This is a genomic window from Actinoplanes lobatus, assembly GCF_014205215.1.
GTDB classification, from domain to species: Bacteria; Actinomycetota; Actinomycetes; order Mycobacteriales; family Micromonosporaceae; genus Actinoplanes; species Actinoplanes lobatus.
The window spans coordinates 5,699,954-5,719,043 of sequence record NZ_JACHNC010000001.1 but is presented as its reverse complement, the minus strand read 5'-3'; the positions used below and the strand labels follow the sequence as shown (position 1 = coordinate 5,719,043).

At 71.5% G+C, this 19,090-nt stretch carries 13 protein-coding genes; 6 read left to right on the top strand and 7 right to left on the bottom strand.

Annotation, left to right across the window (positions count from 1 at the left end; translation table 11 throughout):
- Positions 1-154: 154 nt before the first annotated feature.
- From BJ964_RS26205 to BJ964_RS26180, 6 genes are all read right to left on the bottom strand, one after another.
- A complete protein-coding gene (locus BJ964_RS26205; RefSeq protein WP_188123150.1) occupies positions 155-1,894 on the bottom strand; it encodes an L-lactate permease in 1,740 nt (579 codons plus the stop codon).
- 68 nt (positions 1,895-1,962) lie between these two features.
- The gene (locus BJ964_RS26200) at positions 1,963-2,559 is read right to left on the bottom strand and encodes a tetratricopeptide repeat protein (RefSeq protein ID WP_188123149.1); all 597 of its coding nucleotides are present in this window, start codon (positions 2,557-2,559) and stop codon (positions 1,963-1,965) included.
- Positions 2,556-3,086, bottom strand: coding sequence for a flavoprotein (locus BJ964_RS26195; RefSeq protein WP_188123148.1), 531 nt, complete (start codon positions 3,084-3,086; stop codon positions 2,556-2,558). The genes BJ964_RS26200 and BJ964_RS26195 overlap by 4 nt, the downstream gene beginning before the upstream one ends.
- A 13-nt stretch (positions 3,087-3,099) precedes the next feature.
- Complete coding sequence (secA2, locus tag BJ964_RS26190) at positions 3,100-5,334, bottom strand: accessory Sec system translocase SecA2 (protein ID WP_188123147.1); 2,235 nt, start codon at positions 5,332-5,334, stop codon at positions 3,100-3,102.
- Between the two features lie 328 nt (positions 5,335-5,662).
- Entirely contained in the window at positions 5,663-8,290 is a 2,628-nt protein-coding gene (locus BJ964_RS26185; RefSeq protein ID WP_188123146.1) for a molybdopterin-dependent oxidoreductase, read from the bottom strand.
- A complete protein-coding gene (locus tag BJ964_RS26180; protein ID WP_188123145.1) occupies positions 8,287-9,075 on the bottom strand; it encodes an FAD binding domain-containing protein in 789 nt (262 codons plus the stop codon). The genes BJ964_RS26185 and BJ964_RS26180 overlap by 4 nt, the downstream gene beginning before the upstream one ends.
- A gap of 135 nt (positions 9,076-9,210) precedes the next feature.
- On the opposite strand from BJ964_RS26180, the gene BJ964_RS26175 reads away from it, so the two are divergent.
- The 6 genes from BJ964_RS26175 (at position 9,211) to BJ964_RS26150 (ending at position 17,630) form a co-directional block, all read left to right on the top strand.
- A complete protein-coding gene (locus tag BJ964_RS26175; protein ID WP_188123144.1) occupies positions 9,211-10,593 on the top strand; it encodes a cytochrome ubiquinol oxidase subunit I in 1,383 nt (460 codons plus the stop codon).
- Positions 10,594-10,599: 6 nt separating this feature from the next.
- A complete protein-coding gene (cydB, locus tag BJ964_RS26170) occupies positions 10,600-11,595 on the top strand; it encodes a cytochrome d ubiquinol oxidase subunit II (protein WP_188123143.1) in 996 nt (331 codons plus the stop codon).
- Positions 11,592-13,364, top strand: a complete 1,773-nt coding sequence (cydD, locus tag BJ964_RS26165; RefSeq protein ID WP_188123142.1) for a thiol reductant ABC exporter subunit CydD — start codon at positions 11,592-11,594, stop codon at positions 13,362-13,364. The genes cydB and cydD overlap by 4 nt, the downstream gene beginning before the upstream one ends.
- A complete protein-coding gene (gene cydC, locus BJ964_RS26160) occupies positions 13,361-15,118 on the top strand; it encodes a thiol reductant ABC exporter subunit CydC (RefSeq protein ID WP_188123141.1) in 1,758 nt (585 codons plus the stop codon). Before cydD ends, cydC begins: the two co-directional genes overlap by 4 nt.
- 425 nt (positions 15,119-15,543) lie before the next feature.
- Positions 15,544-16,173, top strand: a complete 630-nt coding sequence (locus tag BJ964_RS26155; protein WP_188123140.1) for a DUF6230 family protein — start codon at positions 15,544-15,546, stop codon at positions 16,171-16,173.
- Positions 16,174-16,247: 74 nt separating this feature from the next.
- Complete coding sequence (locus BJ964_RS26150; RefSeq protein ID WP_188123139.1) at positions 16,248-17,630, top strand: DUF6114 domain-containing protein; 1,383 nt, start codon at positions 16,248-16,250, stop codon at positions 17,628-17,630.
- Here the strand turns inward: BJ964_RS26150 and BJ964_RS26145 are convergent.
- Complete coding sequence (locus BJ964_RS26145) at positions 17,611-19,065, bottom strand: GGDEF domain-containing protein (protein ID WP_188123138.1); 1,455 nt, start codon at positions 19,063-19,065, stop codon at positions 17,611-17,613. The two genes, BJ964_RS26150 and BJ964_RS26145, sit on opposite strands and share 20 nt — an antisense overlap.
- Between the last annotated feature and the right edge of the window lie 25 nt (positions 19,066-19,090).

Here is a 19,090-nt window from a genome sequence, read left to right as displayed (position 1 = left end):
ACGAAACCGGCGCCGCCGATGGGCAATGCGCTCCGGCACTCCCCCTCTACCGCGGCACCATCCAGTCGAGCACCGGAGTGCATTGCCCAGCGTCCAAGATCGGCGCACACGAAACCGGCGCCGCCGATGGGCAATGCGCTCCGGCACTCCCCCTCTACCGCGGCACCATCCAGTCGAGCACCGGAGTGCCCTGCAACGTCACCAGCACACACATGAACAACAGCAGCACCAGGCTCCAGCCGACCACCCGGCGGAAGATGTCGCCCTCCTTGCCGGCCATGCCGACCGCCGACGCCGCGATCGCCAGGTTCTGCGGGCTGATCATCTTGCCGAGCACGCCGCCGGACGAGTTCGCCGCGGCCAGCAGCACCGGATCCAGGCCCGCCTGCGCCGCCGTCTGCACCTGCAACGCGCCGAACAGCGCGTTCGACGACGTGTCCGAACCGGTCACCGCCACACCGATCCACCCCAGGATCGACGACAGGAACACGAACACCACGCCGGCCTGGGCGAAAAGCGCACCCAACGTCGCGGTCTGGCCAGACTGATTCAGGACGTACGCGAGAGCCAGCACCGCCATCACGGTCACGATCGCGTGGCGCAACTCGACATACGTACGCCCGTAGGCCCGGACCGCCGCACCCGGCCGGATCCGCAGCACCAGCGCCGTGAGGATGCCCGCCAGGATCATCAGCGTGCCGGCCGCGGGCAGCCATCCGAAGGTGAAGTTCGTCGAGGACAGCGGCTTGCCGTTGGCGCCCAGCACGTCCAGCCCCGGCCACGGGAACACCACCGTCCACGGCTCCTGCGCCAGCGCCTCCTTGACCGGCCCCAGATTCGCGATCGAGAAGATCACGATGATGATCAGATACGGCGCGTACGCGCGGAACACCTCCACCGGCGGATCCCGCCGCACCTCCGTAGCCGTCGCCGCCCCGGCCGGCACCCGGTCGCCACCCGCCTCCGCCGGGTCGCCCGCGGTAGCCGCGGCGGGCCGGTCCGGATCGGCTTCCGGGGCGGTGGCGTGCAGGTCGGGCGACTCGGACGGCCGCCAGACGCGCAGCAGCAGGACCACCGCCGCGGCCGACACCAGGGCGGCGATGATGTCGGTGAGCGGCACCGAGACGTAGTTCGACGCCACGAACTGCCCGACACCGAACGTCAGGCCCGCGACCAGGGCGACCGGCCAGGTCTGCCGCACGCCGCGGCGCCCGTCGACCACGGCCACCAGCACCAGGGGTACGACGACCGCCAGGATCGGGGTCTGCCGGCCGACCATCGCACCGAGGGTGTCGGTGTTCAGCCGCGGATCGGCCACCGCCCCGGACGTCACCGTGCCGAGCGTGACGATCGGGGTGGCCAGCGCCCCGTACGCGACCGGCGCCGTGTTGGCGATCAGCGCCACGGCGGCGGCCCGCAACGGCCGGAACCCGAGCGCCATCAGCATCACCACGGTCACCGCCACCGGCGTACCGAATCCGGCCAGGGCTTCCAGAAGCGCCCCGAAGCAGAAGGCCACGATGATCGCCTGGATCCGCATGTCCGGGCTGACCCGTTCCATCGACCGGCGCAGCACGTCGAAGTGTCCGCTCACGACGGTCAGGTTGTACACCCAGATCGCGTTGATGACGATCCACAGGATCGGGAAGAAGCCGAACGCCGCCCCCTCACTGGCCGACAGCAGCGCCTGCCCGGCCGGCATCGAGTAGACGGCGACCGCCACCACGAGGGCCACGCCGAGCGAGACGAGCCCGGCCAGCCAGGCCCGCATCCGTACCACACCGAGCAGCACGAACAGCGTCAGCAGTGGCAGCGCGGCGAAGATCGCGGAGAGCGCGACGGAGCCGGCCACCGGGTCGGTCACGATCTGGAACTGTTCGAACATGACAGCCATCCAGGGTCATCGATCGCCTTAGCCGCAATCTAGTCCCCTCCCGGCAAACCGCAACACGTGGTCGAGCGTCAGAACGGTGGTTCGGAGATACGTGGGTCGTAACGGGGCGGTTCCGGGCGGTCGCGGGCGCGGGCCACGGCGATCGCCTCCTCGGCGCGGCCCTGCCGGACCAGTAGGCAGGCCAGCTCGAGACCCTCACCCTCATCTTTCCGGTACGGCCACAGCAACTCGACCGCATCGTCGAGCCGGCCCTCCTCCACCATCAGCTCGGCGACCCACCCGCGGGCGAACCAGTCGTCGAGGGGCGCCTCCGCGATGGCCTGAGCCCGCCGCCCGTGCGCCGACAGCATCGCCAGCCGCTGCCCGATGAGGTCGTGGCCGGTTCCGCCGGTGCTTTCGAGCAGCGCGTCGACGATGGCGAGGGCCTCGTCGAAACGGCCCCGTTCGGCGAGCAGCCCGCACAGCACCGGCAGGTGGTCGGCGCCGCGAACCCCGCCCGGGTAGAGCACCTCGATCGCCTCGTCGACGCGGCCGTTCCGGGCGAGGAGTTCGCCCAGCGGCCAGACCTCGTCCTGCTGCCGGAGGATCTCGGCGGCCTCGTCGACGCGGCCCTGTTCCTCGAGGTGGACCGCCAGCCGGCGGGCGGCGGAGCCGTCCCCGTTCACGCCGTCTCCTGCCGCAGCGCCTCGACGGCCAGGTGCCAGGGGAAGTCGGTGAGGGCGCCGGGTTCGTGGGGTTCGAACTCGCCGGGGCCGAACAGGACGCGGATGCCCTCGGCGCGGAGCTGGTCCACGCTGGCGCGGAACGGGATCCGGGACGCCAGGGCGGTCTGTACGCACGGCAGGACCACCACCGGGATGCCCAGGCCGGGCGCTTCGGCGAGCAGGCCGAGGGCGTAGTTCTCGGCGTGGCCCTGGGCGAACTTGTTGATCGTGTTGAAGGTGGCCGGAGCCACGACGATGGCGGTCGCCCGGGGCGGGCGGGGGTCGCCGGGCGCCCGGTAGCGGCTGCGGACCGGGCGCCCGGTCTGTGCCTCCAGCGCCTCGGCGTCGATGAACGGCATCGCCGACGGGGTGGCGATCACCTGCACCGTCCACCCGTCGGCCTGGGCGAGCGTGACCAGCTGACCGACGTCGGAGGCGATGCCGGCTGCGGAGACGATCACGTACAGGGTTCGGCCGTCGTCACTCACCTTCCAAGATCTATCACCTGGTGCGAAACAGGTCGACAAGGCCGGCGAGAAAGTGGGTCATGTCGGTGCCGAGTGCGTCGTCGTCGACCACGTAGGTCCAGGTGGCGCTGGGGCGGTCGAGGCCCAGGCCGGCGGCGGTCCAGTCGGCGCCGGACGGGTCGAGGGCCGCGAACACGGCGGCCGCCCGTTCCTCGGCGTCGGGGATCAGGCGGCGGAACTCCGGTACGGCGGCGCGGTGGAACTCGTCGAGCGGATCCAGGTTGGCGACGGCCCGCAGGTGGATGCCTTCGCGCAGCTCGCCGATAAAGCCCAGGTAGTCGGCCCAGGCGGTGTCCAGGTGGTGCAGCACGATGGTACGGGCGACCGCCGCGACCCGGTCGGCGCCGTGCGCACGGACCAGCGCCGCGTGTTCGGCGGATCGCAGCCCGGCCAGGATCTCGCTGCCCCGGTCGGTGGTGAGCACCTGTTCGCGCCGGTCGGCCATCGCCACCCGGTGCTGTTCCAGCAGGTAGTGGTAGCGCCACGTGTTGCGGTGGATCTCCAAGTTGACCTGTTCGGCGATCCGCTGGGCGTCGGCGACCACCGGTGACTTGGCCGGCGCGTACCTGGTGATCAGGTCGTCTTCGAGGCTGACGAAGAAGACGGAGCCGCCGGGGTCGCCCTGTCGTCCGGCGCGGCCGCGGATCTGGCCGTCGATCCGGGCGCTGTCGTGGCGGCCCACCCCGATCACGTAGAGGCCGCCGAGCGCCGCCACCCGGTCGTGATCGCGCTGGTCGCTGCCGCCGAGCCGGATGTCGACGCCACGCCCGGTCATCTGGGTGGAGACGGTGACGGCCCCGATCGCGCCGGCCTCCGCGACGATCGCGGCCTCCTCGGCGTCGTTCTTCGCGTTCAGTACGGTGCACGCGATTCCCGCCTCCCGCAGCCGCTCGCCGAGGGTCTCCGAGTCGGCGACCGCCGGGGTGGCCAGCAGGATCGGCCGGCCGGTCGCGTGCACGGCGGTGACCTCGGCGATCACGGCCTCGTCGCGCCGGCCGGCGGTGCGGTACGTCCGGTCCGGTTCGTCGCGGCGGATGCACGGGCGGTGCGGCGGCAGGACGGCGATCTCCAGCCGGTAGTGCTCCCGCAGCTGTTCGCCGACGCCGAGGGCGGTGCCGGTCATGCCGGCGACCCGCGCGTACCGGTTGAGGAACGCCTGGAGCGTGATCGTCGCCAGGATGCTGCCGCCGCCGCTGCCGGTCAGGCCCTCCTTCGCCTCGACCGCCGACTGGAGGCCGTCCGGCCAGCGGCGCCGCTGGGCGACCCGGCCGCGGAAGCCGTCGACCAGCTCCACCCGGCCGTCCCGGACGATGTAGTCGACGTCCCGGGTGAGCAGCGCCTCGGCGTGCAGGGCCAGGTTGGCGGCGGTGAGCAGGTCCAGGTTCTGCACGGCGTACAGCTCGGCGCCGAGTGCCCGCTCGACCGCGGCGATGCCGTCGGCGGTCAGGTGCACGGTCCGGTCCTGTTCGGCGAGCAGGTAATGCTCGCCCGGCCTGAGGTCACGGACCACCCCGGCCATCCCGAGCGCGAGATCCGGTCCGGCGAGCGTCGATCCGGCAAGGACAAGGGGTACGCGGGCCTCGTCCACCAGCACCGCATCGGCCTCGTCGACGATCACCGCGCCGAGCGGGCGCTGCACCCGGTCGGCGACGTCGGTGCACAGCCCGTCGCGCAAGAGGTCGAAGCCGGCCTCGTTCACGGACACGTAGGTGACGTCCCGCGCGTAGGCGGCCCGCCGCTGGGCGGCCGTGGACTTCTCGGTGACCCAGCCGACCGAGACGCCGAGCCGCTGGTAGAGCGGCCACATCCATTCGGTGTCGCGCCGGGCCAGGTAGTCGTTGACGGTCAGCACGTGCACCGGCCCGTCGGCGCTGAGCGCGGCGGCGGCGATCGCGGCGGTCAGCGTCTTGCCCTCGCCGGTGGCCATCTCCGCCACCCGGCCGTCGATCAGCGCCAGCGCGCCGGCGAGCTGTTCGTCGTATGCCCGTAGCCCCAGCTCGCGGCGCGCCGCCTCCCGGGCGACGGCGCAGAACTCCGCCCGCCCGCTCCACTTCCGGCTCGTCAAGGCGCTGTCGTCGAGTCGCGTCAACTCGCTCTCCAGCTCACCGGCACGGGCCACCTCGGCCCACAGCGAACCGAGATCAACGGTGCTGCCCGGTGGCCGGACCACCCATCGACGTGCGGATTCCAGCCATCCCGGAAGCGCCATCGTGTCCCCCTCACCCGCGCGTGTCGACGCCCACTCTGCACGACCCGCGCACCCCGGCCCAAGAATCGATCAGCCCGGCCGGCCCCCGGAGCTGCCCAAATCCGTCAAAAACGGCACCTACGGCCCTTTCGCCGGCGGGCGGCGATGGGCCGGCGGCGCGACGTGGGAGGTGGCGGCGCGAGCGGGAGGGGGCGGCGGGCGGGGTGAGGGTGAGGCCGCGTTCACGCCCGGCGGGCGCGGCACGGCCGGGAGGCTGCACCCGGCTCGCGGGGCTCGGCGGGACGGGGTGGATTCGGCGGGGCGAGGTCACACGTACCAAATAGGGGGTTTAGGGGTTCAGAGCCTGCCAGATGCGGTCGGCGGTGTAGGGGAGGTCGGTCAGGCGGACGCCGAGGGCGTCGCGGAGGGCGTTGCCCAGGGCCGGGGAGACCGGGTTGTACGGGGACTCGCTCATCGATTTGGCGCCCAGCGGCCCGATCGTGTCCGTCGTCGTGGCGAAATGGACCTCGGTGGGCGGGATATCGGCCATGGTCGGCAGGTGGTATTGGCGGAACGTGGTCGTGGTGACCTCGCCGGAAGGGTTGATGTCGACGTGTTCGGCGAGGGTGGCGCCCAGCGCCTGGGCCACGCCGCCCTCGATCTGGCCGCGGAGCTGGAGGGGGTTCATGACGGTTCCGGCGTCGGCGCTGTGGACGCTGCGGAGGATGCGCAGTTCGCCGGTGCCGGGGTCGACGGCGACACGGAAGAACTGGGCGTTGAAGGCCACCGACCGTGGGGTGCCGTCGAAATGGCCACTCGCCGAGACGGTGCCCAGCGACGTCAGGTCCAGGGTCCGCAGGGCGTACGTCTCGGAGGGGGTGTGGCCGGTGAGGGCGAGGAGCTGGGCCCGCAGCGAGCGGCAGGCGCGGAGTACGGCCTGGCCGGCGACCACCACGCCGGTGGAGGCGAAGGCGCCGGTGTCGTGGCGGACCACGTCGGTGTCGGACTGTCTGATGAGGATGCGGTCGGGGGTGGTGTGCAGTTCGTCGGCGGCGATCTGGGCGTGGACCGTGGTGCTGCCGTTGCCGAACTCGGCGGTGCCGACCGACAGCTCGTAGCGGCCGTCGGGGAGCAGGGTGACGGTCGCGTCGGCGAAGTGGCCGCCGGGCGGGCCCGCGGCGATCATCGCGATGGCCATCCCCTGGCCGGTCAGCCAGCCGGGTGGGGCCTCGTCGACGGTGGCGGCCGCCTCCCGCATCTTCGCGAGGCACTGGTCGAGGCCGTAGCTGGCGATGCCGAGGTCGGGGACGTGGGCGCCGGGGGCGGTCAGGTCGTCGCCGGGGCGGACCACGTTGAGCTCACGGAACGTCACCGGATCCATGTCGATCATGCGGGCCAGTTCGTCGAGGACCTGTTCGACGGCGAAGGTGACCTGGCCGAGGCCGTAGCCGCGGAACGCTCCGGCGGGGACCGTGTTCGTGTAGACGGTGTAGGCGTCTGTCCGGATGTTTCCGCACTTGTAGACGGCTACCGTCTCGTGGCAGCCGTGGTGCATGACCGACGGGCCGTGGTTGCCGTAGGCGCCGGTGTCCACCAGGACGTTCAGCTGGAGGGCCGTGATCGTCCCGTCCCGCTGAGCCCCCGCCTTGACCGTGATCGTGAACGGATGCCGGGTGGTCGCCGCCGTGAACTGTTCGGAGCGGGTGAACTCCCACTTGACCGGGCGGCCGGTGCGCAGGACCGCCAACGCGACGAGATCCTCGACGAGCATCTCCTGCTTGCCACCGAATCCGCCGCCCACTCGCCCGGCCACCACGCGCACTTTGTCCGGGTTTATTGAGAAAAGTCGTGACAGGGCGCGCCGGGTCAGGAACGGCGTCTGCGTGCTGGAGCGGATCACCAGCCGGTCGTCGTCATCCAGCCAACCCACCGCGCCGTGCGTCTCCAAGCTCGCATGCTGCACGCGCGGTGTCCGAAATGTCGCCTCATAGACCGCGTCGGCCGCCGCGAACCCCGCGGTCACATCACCGATGCCGGCGTGCAGCTCACCCACCACGTTGGCGTCGGCCCGCACGATCCCCTGCGCGATCCCCTTGTCCCCGTGCACCAGCGGCGCCCCGGGCAGCATGGCCAGCGCGGGATCGATCACCGCGGGCAGCACCTCGTACTCCACGTGCAGTTGGCGCACCCCCTCCTCGGCCGCCGCCTCGGAACTGGCGACCACCGCCGCCACCCGCTGCCCCACGAAACGGACCACCTCGTCGAGGACCCGGGTGTCGTACGGATCCTCCGCCTCGTTCTCGTGCTGCCCGGTGGAGAACAGCCGCTCGGGGGCGTCCTTGTGGGTGAGCACGGCCTGCACCCCCGGCACGGCGAGCGCGGCGGTGGCGTCGATCGACAGGATCCGGGCGTGCGCGTGCGGCGACCGCAGCGCCTTGAGGTGCAGCATCCCGGGCACGTCCAGGTCGAACGTGTACCGGGCGGTCCCGGTGACCACCTGCGGCCCGGCGGGAGCGCCGAGGTTGGCGCCGACCGCCGAGCCGGCCTGCGGGGTCACGGCCGCGGGGCGCCCCTCGATGGCGTCGGTGATGGCGCGATAGCCCGTACATCGGCAGAGGTTGCCTTTGAGGCTGCGTGGCAGATCCTCGCGCTGTTCGGGGGAAAGCGCCGCCGCGGTCATGATCATGCCGGCGGTGCAGAAGCCGCACTGGAAGCCCTGCGCGTCGAGAAAGCACTGCTGCATCGGGTGCCCGGCCAGGCCCTCGATCGTGGTGACGCTGTGGCCCTGGGCGCGGAAGGCCGGGTAGACGCAGCTGTGCACCGGCGTCCCGTCAACATGGACCGTGCACGCTCCGCAGTCGCCGGCGTCGCAGCCCTTCTTGACGCCGAAGCAGCCCTCCTCCCGCAGGTAGGTGCGCAGGCACTGCCCGGGCCGGGGTGCGCGGTCGTGCGGGGTTCCGTTGATCTCGATACTCATGCGGCCAACTCCATCCGGATCTGTGCCGCATAGTGCCTGGTCAGATGGCGGCGCCAGATCGGGCGGCCGTGCACGTCGTCGACGTACTGGCCGTCCGGGATGGTGTCGAGCGCGGCCTCCACCTCGTCCGCCGAGGGCGGATCCGGGAAGCGGAAGACGTACGGGCGCCGGGTCGCTGCGGTCACGGTGAGTGAGATTCCTCCGACGGGGTCGGCCCGGCCGATCAGGAGCACGGCCGATCGGCCATGACGATGCAGAGACCCTCGACGGTACGCCGTACGCATACTCAACAGTGATTCGGAAAGGTGGATCGCCCGCAGGATCTCGCCGTCACGCAGCACGGTCGTGCCCTCGCCGGTGACGAATGCGGCGGCCGGAACCCGGCGTTCGCGGGAGTCCGGACCGATCAGCACGCAGGTGCCGTCGAGCGCCGCGGTCAGCGAGATCATCGGTCCGGCCGGGAGGGCGGCGCAGAGGTTGCCGCCGACAGTGGCCACGTTCCAGATCTTGAACGAGGCGAGGAACGCGTGGCAGCACTGCCGGACGATGCCGTACCGCCGCAGGCCCTCGGCCAGTTCGGCGATCGTGCAGGTGGCGGCGATCTCGACACCGTCGTCGTGGACCGTCAGCGGCGGCCATCCGGCGGCCGTAAGATCAAGAAGGCGGCTGACGTGCGGCCGGGGCTCTCCGAACAGTGCTGTCCCCCCGCCCAGCCAGGCGTCGCCGGGCCGCCACTGGCCGGGCGACGCGGGGCTGATCACTTCGGTGACGGTGTGCAGATCCACAGACGCACGCTACGCCCGCGGTGTTTCCGATCACGGCCGTCGGCGAAGGGCCGCTGTTACGTTCCGGTCACCCGGCCATCCGGCCCGGGACCTTCGGCCCTGCTCACGGCACGTTCGAGCGGAAAGGGTCGATGCGTGGACGCGCTTGATCTCTCCCGGTGGCAGTTCGGCATCACCACCGTCTACCACTTCATCTTCGTTCCGATCACGATCGGGCTCTCGGCGCTGGTCGCCGGCCTCCAGACCGCATGGGTGCGGACCGGCAAGGAGGAGTACCTCCGGGCCACCAAGTTCTGGGGCAAACTCTTCCTGATCAACTTCGCGATCGGTGTGGTCACCGGCATCGTGCAGGAGTTCCAGTTCGGCATGAACTGGTCGGCCTACTCCCGGTTCGTCGGCGACATCTTCGGGGCGCCGCTGGCCATCGAGGGCCTGCTCGCCTTCTTCCTGGAATCCACCTTCCTCGGGTTGTGGATCTTCGGCTGGGACCGGCTGCCCCGCCTCGTCCATCTCGCGGCCATCTGGATGGTGTCGATCGGCACGATGCTGTCGGCCTACTTCATCCTGGCCGCGAACTCGTGGATGCAGCATCCGGTCGGCTTCACCATGGGTGACGGGCGGGCCGAGCTGACCAGCATCGGGGCGGTGCTCACCAACTCGACCACGCTCGTCACGTTCCCGCACACGATCACCGCGTGCTTCCTGACCGCCGGGGCGCTGATGCTCGCGGTCAGCGCCTGGCATCTGCGGCGCGGCAACCAGGACGAGGTGTTCCGGCCGTCGCTGCGGCTGGGCGCCTGGGTGGTGCTGATCGCCGGGCTCGGCGTGCTGATCACCGGGGACATCCAGGCGCGGGTGATGACCGAGCAGCAGCCGATGAAGATGGCGGCCGCCGAGGCGCTCTACGAGACCACCGAGTCGGCGTCGTTCTCGCTGTTCACGATCGGGTCGCTGGACGGTTCGGAGGAGCTGTGGTCGGTGCGGGTCCCGTCGCTGCTGTCGTTCATGGCGACCGGCGACCCGGCTGGTGAGGTCGAGGGGATCAACGACCTTCAGGCAGCGTACGAGGAGAAGTACGGCGCCGGTGACTACGTGCCGTACGTGCCGGTCACCTACTGGTCGTTCCGCCTGATGATCGGTTTCGGGGCGCTGGCCATGCTGATCGCGGCGGCCGCGCTGTGGTTCACCCGCGGTGACCGGACCCCGCGGTCGCGCTGGTTGTGGATCGCGGCCGTTTCCACGGTGGCCATGCCGCTGCTCGCCAACTCGTTCGGATGGATATTCACCGAGATGGGGCGGCAGCCGTGGACGGTCTTCGGGATATTCAAGACGGCGCAGTCGGGCTCGCCCGCCGTGTCCACGGGTGAGGCCGCGACCGGGTTGATCGCCCTCACGGTCCTGTACGGGATCCTCGCCGTCATCGAAGTTGGACTTTTCCTGAAATATGCTGCTCTTGGGGCACCGGACATCCCTCCGGCCAGCGACGAGACCGACAAGCCGCTCGCTTTCGCCTACTGAGGGGTCATGGAACTCACCACCGTCTGGTTCATTCTGATCGGCGTGCTCTGGGCCGGATACTTCCTGCTCGAGGGCTTCGACTTCGGTGTCGGCATCCTGCTGCCGGTGCTCGGCCGCGACGACCGCTCCCGCCGCCTGGCGATCAACACGATCGGGCCGGTCTGGGACGCCAACGAGGTGTGGGTGCTCGTCGCCGGCGGCGCCACCTTCGCGGCGTTCCCCGAGTGGTACGCCACCCTGTTCTCCGGGTTCTTCCTGCCGCTGCTGGTCATCCTGATGGCGCTGATCGTGCGCGGGCTCGCCTTCGAGTACCGCGGCAAACGGGACTCGGCCCGCTGGCGGCGTGGCTGGGATCTGGCGATCTTCTGGGGCAGCGTGGTCCCGGCGGTCCTCTGGGGAGTCGCCTTCGCCAACATCCTGCGCGGGGTTCCGCTTGACGCCCAGCACGAGTACGTGGGCGGGTTCTTCAACCTGCTCAACCCGTACGCGCTGCTCGGCGGCCTGACCACGCTCGCGCTGTTCACCCTGCACGGGGCGGTGTTCCTGGCGCTGAAGACGGACGGTCCGATGCGGGCCGAGGCGGGCCGGCTGGCCGAACGTCTCGCGCTCGTCGCCGTCCCGGTCGCCGCCGCGTTCCTGATCTGGACCGGCGCCGCCAACCGCGACGGGCTCGGCATCGCACTGTCCGTCCTGGCCGCGCTGGCCCTGGTCGCCGCCGTGCCGCTGACCCGCGCCCGGCGTGAGGGCTGGGCGTTCACCGCGACCGGGGTGACCATCGTGCTCGCGGTCACGGCCCTGTTCGTGACGCTGTTCCCCAACGTCATGCCGTCAACAATTGACGAGACCTACAACTTGACCGTCAACAATGCATCGTCAACTCACTACACATTGACGGTGATGACCTGGGTGGCGGTGATTTTCACCCCGATCGTGCTGATCTACCAGGGGTGGACGTACTGGGTGTTCCGCAAGCGGCTCAAGCTGAGCGACATCCCGGCGTGAAACCGCTCGATCCACGGCTTCTGAGGTACGCCCGGGCCACCCGGGCGTACCTCGCCGCCACCGTCCTGCTCGGCGGCGTGCACGCGGCGCTGCTGATCGCCCAGGCGGCGCTGCTGGCCTCGGCGATCACGGCGGTCTTCCTCGACGGCGCCGGGCTCTCCCCGGTGGCCGTCGGAACGCTGGCCGCGGTGTTCGCCGCCCGCGCCGGGGTGGCATGGGCGCAGGAGGTGGCGTCGGCCCGGTCGGCCGCCGCGGTCAAGAGCCAGCTCCGGCGGCGGCTCCTCACGCACGTCACCGCTCTCGGGCCGGACCGCTCCCACCCGGCCGGGAAAATCACGCACACCACCACTCCCGAGCCGGACCGCCCCCGCCCGGCCGGGGAGCTGGCGGCGCTTGCCGGGAACGGGCTCGATGCCCTCGACGCCTACTTCGCCCGCTACCTGCCACAGCTCGTGCTGGCCGTGCTCGTGCCCGGCCTCCTGCTGCTGCGGCTACTGCCGGCCGACCTGGTCGCGACCGTCACCATCGTGGTGACGCTGCCGCTGATCCCGCTGTTCATGGCGCTCGTCGGCATGCACACCGAGGCGCAGAACCGCCGCCGGTTCCGCCTGATGGCCCGGCTGTCGCACCACTTCCTCGACGTAATCGCCGGACTGCCGACGCTCAAGCTCTTCGGCCGCGCGCGGGCCCAGGCCGAGATCATCCGGCGGATCAGCAACGATCAACGGCGGCACACCATGCGTACGCTGCGGACCGCGTTCCTGTCCTCGCTCGTGCTGGAGTTGCTGGCCACGCTGTCGGTCGCGCTCGTCGCCGTCGGCATCGGGTTGCGGCTGGTCGCCGGCGAGCTCGACCTGGCGACCGCCCTGCTGGTGCTGATCCTGGCGCCGGAGGCGTACCGGCCGTTGCGCGAGGTGGGCGCCAACTACCACGCCAGCGCGGAGGGCCTGGCCGCCGCCGAGGAGGTCTTCGCCGTCCTGGAGACCCCGCTCCCGCCCACCGGAACCCTGCCCCCGCCGGCCGGCCCGATCGTCTTCGACGGCGTCGAGGTCCACTATCCCGGCCGTACCGGCGCCGCCCTCCGCCTGGACGCGACCATCACACCGGGCGAGATCGTGGCACTCACCGGCCCGTCCGGCTGCGGCAAGTCGACCGCCCTCGCCGTGCTGCTCGGCTTCGCGACCCCCACCGGCGGGCGGGTCACCGTGGGCGGCATACCCCTGTCCGACCTGGACCCGGAGGCCTGGCGCCGCCGTCTCGCCTGGGTCCCGCAGCGCCCTCACCTCACCGCGGCCTCGGTGTACGAGAACATCGCCCTCGCCGAGCCGGCGCCCACCCATCAATCCCTCACCGCGGCGGCGCGGCGGGCCGGGGTGGACGAGTTCGCCCGGGAGCTGCCGGACGGCTACGGCACGATGCTCGGTGACGCCGGGACCGGGCTCTCCGCCGGGCAGCGGCAGCGGATCGCGCTCGCCCGGGCGTTCCTGCGGGACGCACCGATCGTGCTGCTCGACGAGCCGACCGCGAACCTCGACGCCGTCACGGCGGCCGGAGTCATGGCGGCGATCCGGCGGCTGGCCCACGGCCGCACGGTGATCATCGCGGCGCACCGGCCGGAACTGATCGCCCTCGCCGACCGGGAGATCTCCCTCGCCGGCACGCCCGTCCCGGCGGGGGAGATCTCCCTCAGCGGCGTGCCTGTCCCGGCGACGGTCGACCCAGTAGCGCTCGAATCAGCGGCGGTCGAACCAGCGACGGCCGCGCGATGACGGCCGTGGTTGATCGGGGCGGGCTTCGCGCGTACCACCTGGTGAAGCCGGCGGCGGGACGCCTGGGTCTCGCGGTGCTCGCCGGAGCCGGCGCGGCCGGTGCGGCCGTGACGCTGACCGCGGTGTCGGCGTTCCTGATCTCGCGGGCCGCGCTGCATCCGCCGGTGCTGCACCTGATGGTGGCGATCGTCGCGGTGCGCGCGTGCGGGCTGAGCCGGGGCGTGCTGCGCTACCTGGAGCGGCTGATCGGGCACGACGCGGCGTTCCGGATCCTCGGCGATGTGCGGGTGCGGCTGTTCACCCGGCTGGAGCGGCTGGCTCCGGCGGGGCTGGCCGGATTCCGGCGGGCGGATCTTTCGCGCCGTCTCGCGGCGGACGTGGACGCGGTGCTCGACCTGGTCACCCGGGTGCTGCTGCCGTACTCGGTGGCGGCGGTCGTCGGGCTCGCGTCGGTGCTGGTGATCGGCGCTCTCGTGCCCGCGGCCGGGGTCACGCTCACGGTGGCGCTGCTGGTGGTCGGGGGCGGCGTCCCGGTGCTGCAACGGGCGGCGGCGCGCCAGGCCGATGGCCGGCTCGCGCCGCTGCGCGGCGAACTCGCCACCGGGGTGGTCGATCTGCTGCACGGGCTTCCGGACCTGACGGCGTACGGGGTGACCGCCGACCGTCTGGCCCGGCTCGACGAGGTGGACGCCCGGCTCACCGGGGCGGCCCGGCGCTCGGCCGCGACCGCGGGGCTCGGTGCGGCGGTCACCGTCCTGAGCACCGGCGCTTCGGTGCTCGCCGGGCTGGTCGCCGGGGCCGCCGCGGTCAGCGCCGGAACGCTCGACGGCGAGTTGCTGGCGCTCGTGGTGCTGACGCCGCTCGCGGTGTTCGAGATCGCCGGCCCGCTGCCGGTGGCGGCCCAGCACTACGCGACGGCCCGGGCCGCACTGCACCGTCTCACCGAGATCTGGTCCACCCCGGACCCTCTGCTCCCACATGCGCAGACCGCTCAAGCACCGGAAACGGGCTCCCGAACCGAAACGCGGCTCGAAGGTGCCACCGCCGGATGGGCGCCGGGGCCGACCGCAACGCACGGGGCCGATCCACTGCCGCACGCCGACGGACGGGTACCGGAGATGCGGCTGGAAGGTGTCACCGCCGGATGGGCGCCGGGGCGGACCGCGGTGCGCGGGGTCGATCTGGTGCTGCCCGCCGGCGGCCGCGTGGCGCTGGTGGGGCCGAGCGGCGCGGGCAAGAGCACGGTGGCCGCGCTTCTGGTGCGGTTCCTCGATCCGCGGGCCGGGCGGGTGACGCTCGACGGGGCCGATCTGCGCGGGATCCCGGCGGACGAGGTGCGCCGTGTGGTCGGGTATCTGCCGGAGGACGCCTACCTGTTCGACACCACGATCGGCGAGAACCTGCGGATCGGGCGCCCCTCGGCCACCGGCGCCGAACTGCGGGCGGCGCTGCGGCAGGCCCGGCTCCTGGACTGGGTGGAGACCCTGCCGGGCGGGCTGGACACGCTGGTCGGGGAACACGGCATGGCCCTGTCCGGCGGTCAGCGGCGGCGGCTGGCGCTGGCCCGGCTGCTGCTCACCGACGCGCGGGTGCTGATCTTCGACGAGCCGACCGAGCACCTCGACGACGAGACGGCGGCCGCCCTCACCCGTGACCTGCTGACCGCGGCCGGCGACCGGACCGTCCTGCTGATCACGCACCGCACCGACCTGGACGGCCTCGACGTGGTCCACCTCGGACCCGGCCGGCCGTGAGAACTGTCTCGAACCGGCCGAAACAGCACTGACCCCGCTGGCCGAAAACACGGACGGCGAATGGCAGTAGGGCAATTGACAGCGGGGTCAGCACTGGGAGCGAGCCTGGGCATCTCCGCGGCCGGATCGGTGAGAGCGGCGGCGCCACGGGGACACTTCGTTATGGAGCCGTGACAAATCTGGCCTTGCGTACCCGGGGTAACGGGTAATTGCTCGCCCCCGATCTTAATGTCCGAAATTTCGGATACCTCGGCGGCAGAGCTCACCGTCAGTCATGTTGATCAAGTGATCTGGGTTACTGACGAGTAAACACGACCTCTTGTAGTCGCGGCCCGCGAGCGGCAGCATTTCGGGCACATTACGACCGCGACCATCGACGTGCCTCGCTGCGAAGTCGCCGGTCCACCATCGAAGAGGAGGTCCGCGTGGAGGAGGCGCAAAACGCGCCGGCGTACGGGCGCACCAACTGGCGCCGGTTCGCCGTTGCGGTGGGCGTGCCGACCGTTGTCGCCGGTGGCCTGGTGCTGGCCCTCGCCGAGGGAGCCCTGGCGGCGAACTTCACCGTGTCCGGCAAGCAGTTCAAGCTCACCGCCGACACGCTGGTCGGTACCGGCTTCACCCAGTACAGCGGCGAGTTGGAAACCCAGGACCCGGACTACCCGGGCGGCAAGATCCCGGCGGCCATGTCCGGCATCAAGTCGGCCACCCTGGTCGGTCTCTGCCAGTCCGTCGCGGTCGGGCCGGTGACCCTGCGTATCGAGGCCGGCAACGATGAGAACAACCCGGTGAAGGCGGAGAACCTGCTGATCGGCATGTCCGAGCTCGGCGGGAACGCCACCTTCGAGGACATTCAGATCGGCCTGGACGCCTCCACCATGACCCGCGACGGTGCGGAGAGCCACGGCGCTCCGGGCTCCTTCGGGCAGCAGTCCCGGACCGTCACGATCGAGAACCTGCGGCAGAAGGCGTACTACACCTCCGCCTCCACGTTCGTCCTCAACGGCATGAGCCTGAAGCTGCACGTCGGCGGCTCGCACGAGTGCTACCAGGACTGACCCAGTCTCACCGGGCTCGCGGGGCACGTCTCCGCGAGCCCGTCCGCTGCTGAGAACCCGAGGAAAGGACCGCCGTGCCGACGGAGAACTTCTGGGACCGGTTCCGCCGGTGGCGGCGTGCCCGGCCGTTCTGGGGCGGGCTCGTGATGCTGCTGTCCGGGCTGGAGATGTTCGTCAGCGCCAACCTGGAGCTGGACAACATCCAGATTCACATCGGGCCTCAGGGGTTCTACTCGTACCTGCTGCCGGTGATCATGCTGACCTGCGGGGCGCTGGCCTGGTTCACCCCGGCGCAGCGGCTGTTCTACGGGATCGTCGGGATCATCACGGCGCTGTACTCGTTCATCGGGCTGAACCTGGGCGGCTGGATCCTCGGCATGATGCTCGGGATCGTGGGCGGCGCCCTGGTGGTGGCGTGGGGAGCGCCCCGCGCCGGGACCGGCAAGCGGCCCACCCGGGAGATCCCGCCGGCGCCGGTGGATCCGACCATCGTTCCCGGCATCGGCCCGGAAACCGGGCACCACTCGCTGCACCGCAAGGCGCTGCTCATCATGGCGCCGCTGCTGCTGGCCGCCACCGTGGCGGTCGCCGGAAACCGGCCGGCCGAGGCGGCGGAGTGCCCGGAGGGTCTGCCGTCCCGTAAGGCGAGCGCCACGCCGACCACGACGACGGCGAAGCCGAGCGCCACACCGACCGTCACACCGTCGGCCGGCGCCTCCGCAAGCCCCACACCCACACCCACACCCACACCCACGCCGACGCCGACACCGACCGAGACCAGCGATCACCCGATCCTGGACGGCATCAACGACTTCTGGGAGGGCGTCGGCGACCTGATCGGCATCGGCGGCAACGACGACGAGCAGGAGGTGGAGCCCACCCCGTCGGCCTCCACCACCGCACCGGCCCCGGAAAAGACACCCACGACAACACCCACGACAACGCCCAATAGGACGCCCACAAAGGAGGCCACCTCCCACCCGGCGGAGGAGATCCCGTGCCTGGGCGCCCGGCAGGTCGGCCTGCTCGCCGAGGACGGCGACATCCCCCTCGCCAGCGTGAAACCCGGTGTGGTCAAGGCCGCCTCGGTGACCATGTACAACTCGTCGTACGACGGGGTCGCCGAGGTGCCCACCGCCAACGGCCCGATCCGGTCACTGAAGTTCACCATGGACAAGGTGGTGAACACGCCGTTCAGCCTCACCATCGACGAGCCGGGGAACGCCACCACGGTCATCGAGAGCGGCGAACTGGTCCTCGACGGCGACGTGGAGTTCTACAGCCCCACCTTCAAGGGCAAGCTGTTCGGGCTGATCCCGGTCACGTTCACCCCGGAGCAGCCGCCGCCGCTGACCCTGCCGGTGCTGTGGTTCACCGACGTGACGCTGGACCTGGCGTACGTGAAGTCGAACGTTCTCACCGCGGAGCCGCTCGACATCAACGAGAAGACCGGCTGACCGTTCCCTTGCCGGCGGCCTTCGCGGCGTACATCGCGGTGTCCGCCTGCCGCAACAACCCGGTGAGGGTGACCCGCTCCCCCGGCCCGGCCGTCGCCAGCCCGATGCTCGCGCCCACCGTGACGTCGTGCCCGTGGATCCGCATCGGCTCGCCGATGCGGCGCAGCAGCCGCCCGGCCACCTCCTCGGCGCCGTCCGCGCCGGCGAGCAGGATCGCGAACTCGTCGCCGCCGACCCGGCTGACCAGGTCGCCGGGGCGCAGTTCGGCGCGCAGCCGCCGGGCCACCACGATCAGGACGTCGTCGCCGGCCGCGTGCCCGAGGGTGTCGTTGACCGGCTTGAATCCGTCCAGGTCCAGGATCATGGCGGTCGCCCCGGTGTGGTCGCCGGCGAGCGTGACCGACGCCCGCGCCTCGAACGCCGCCCGGTTCAGCAGCCCGGTCAGCCCGTCGTGGTGGGCCCGGTGCTCGAGCGCCGACTTCTGCACCTCCAGCACGACGGCCATCCGGCCCACCGTGACCAGGGTCAGGAACTGCCGCAGCAGCACCAGCGTGAAACTGGCCAGCAGCAGCCACACCAGCACCGGGTCGAGGTGCCCGGTCCGGGTCTGGCGGACCGCGGCGAGCGTCACCGCGAACAGCACCGGCAGGTAGGGCAGCAGCGCCCAGGCCCGGAACACCAGCGTGTCGACGCCGTCCACGCCGGCCCGGGAGACGGCCAGGCGGCTGGACGCGGCCATCGCCCAGGCCGCGAGGATGTAGCCGCCGCCCACCCCGTTCGCCCACCAGGCGTGCCCCTCGAGGCCGTTGTGCGCGGCGACCAGCAGGGTGAGCGCCTGCACCAGCGTGGCCACCGCCAGCAGCTGCTGGGCGCTGGCGCTCTGCCCCGGCTCCGACCCGGCCAGCGTCACGAGCGCCACCACCGCGCCGAACACCAGCAAGGCGACCAGCGTCACCCGGTACCCCCACTCGGTGATCCGCTCGGCGCCCGCGCCGGCGAACACGTATGTCCAGGCCAGCGCGAACACCGCACCGAAGACCGCGGCCACGTCGATGGCCCGGCGCACTGCCGCGACACCACGCAGGCGCGGCCCGGCCAGAACCAGAGCGAGGGGTACGAACGACGCGGCGACCGTGGAGAGGACGACGCCCCAGGGTCCCGCCGCGGGCAGCACCGTCGCCCAGGCGAGCAGCAACACGTTCGCCACCGACCAGATTCCGCAGGCCACCGCGCCGCAGCCGAAGGCGAGCCGCATCCGCCGGGAGTTGGCCGGATCACCGAGGCGCCGCCGGTAGTGGACGGCCGCGTAGCCGCTCGCGGCGGCGACCAGCACGTCGCAGAGCCCCAGCCCGGCCGGCCCGGGAAGCATCGGCAGCAGGATCTGGACCGTGACGGCCACGAGCAGGCCCGCCACCAGCGCCGTCCGCAGTCGCATGCGCACCCCGGCTTCCCCAGCACCG

What these genes read in the sequence shown, in the direction of transcription:
- secA2 (WP_188123147.1), bottom strand. Translation starts at nt 5,334, where the DNA reads ATGGCGCTTCCGGGATGGCTGGAATCCGCACGTCGATGGGTGGTCCGG.
- BJ964_RS26185 (WP_188123146.1), bottom strand. Translation starts at nt 8,290, where the DNA reads ATGAGTATCGAGATCAACGGAACCCCGCACGACCGCGCACCCCGGCCC.
- cydB (WP_188123143.1), top strand. Translation starts at nt 10,600, where the DNA reads ATGGAACTCACCACCGTCTGGTTCATTCTGATCGGCGTGCTCTGGGCC.
- cydC (WP_188123141.1), top strand. Translation starts at nt 13,361, where the DNA reads ATGACGGCCGTGGTTGATCGGGGCGGGCTTCGCGCGTACCACCTGGTG.
- BJ964_RS26145 (WP_188123138.1), bottom strand. Translation starts at nt 19,065, where the DNA reads ATGCGACTGCGGACGGCGCTGGTGGCGGGCCTGCTCGTGGCCGTCACG.
- BJ964_RS26205 (WP_188123150.1), bottom strand. Translation starts at nt 1,894, where the DNA reads ATGGCTGTCATGTTCGAACAGTTCCAGATCGTGACCGACCCGGTGGCC.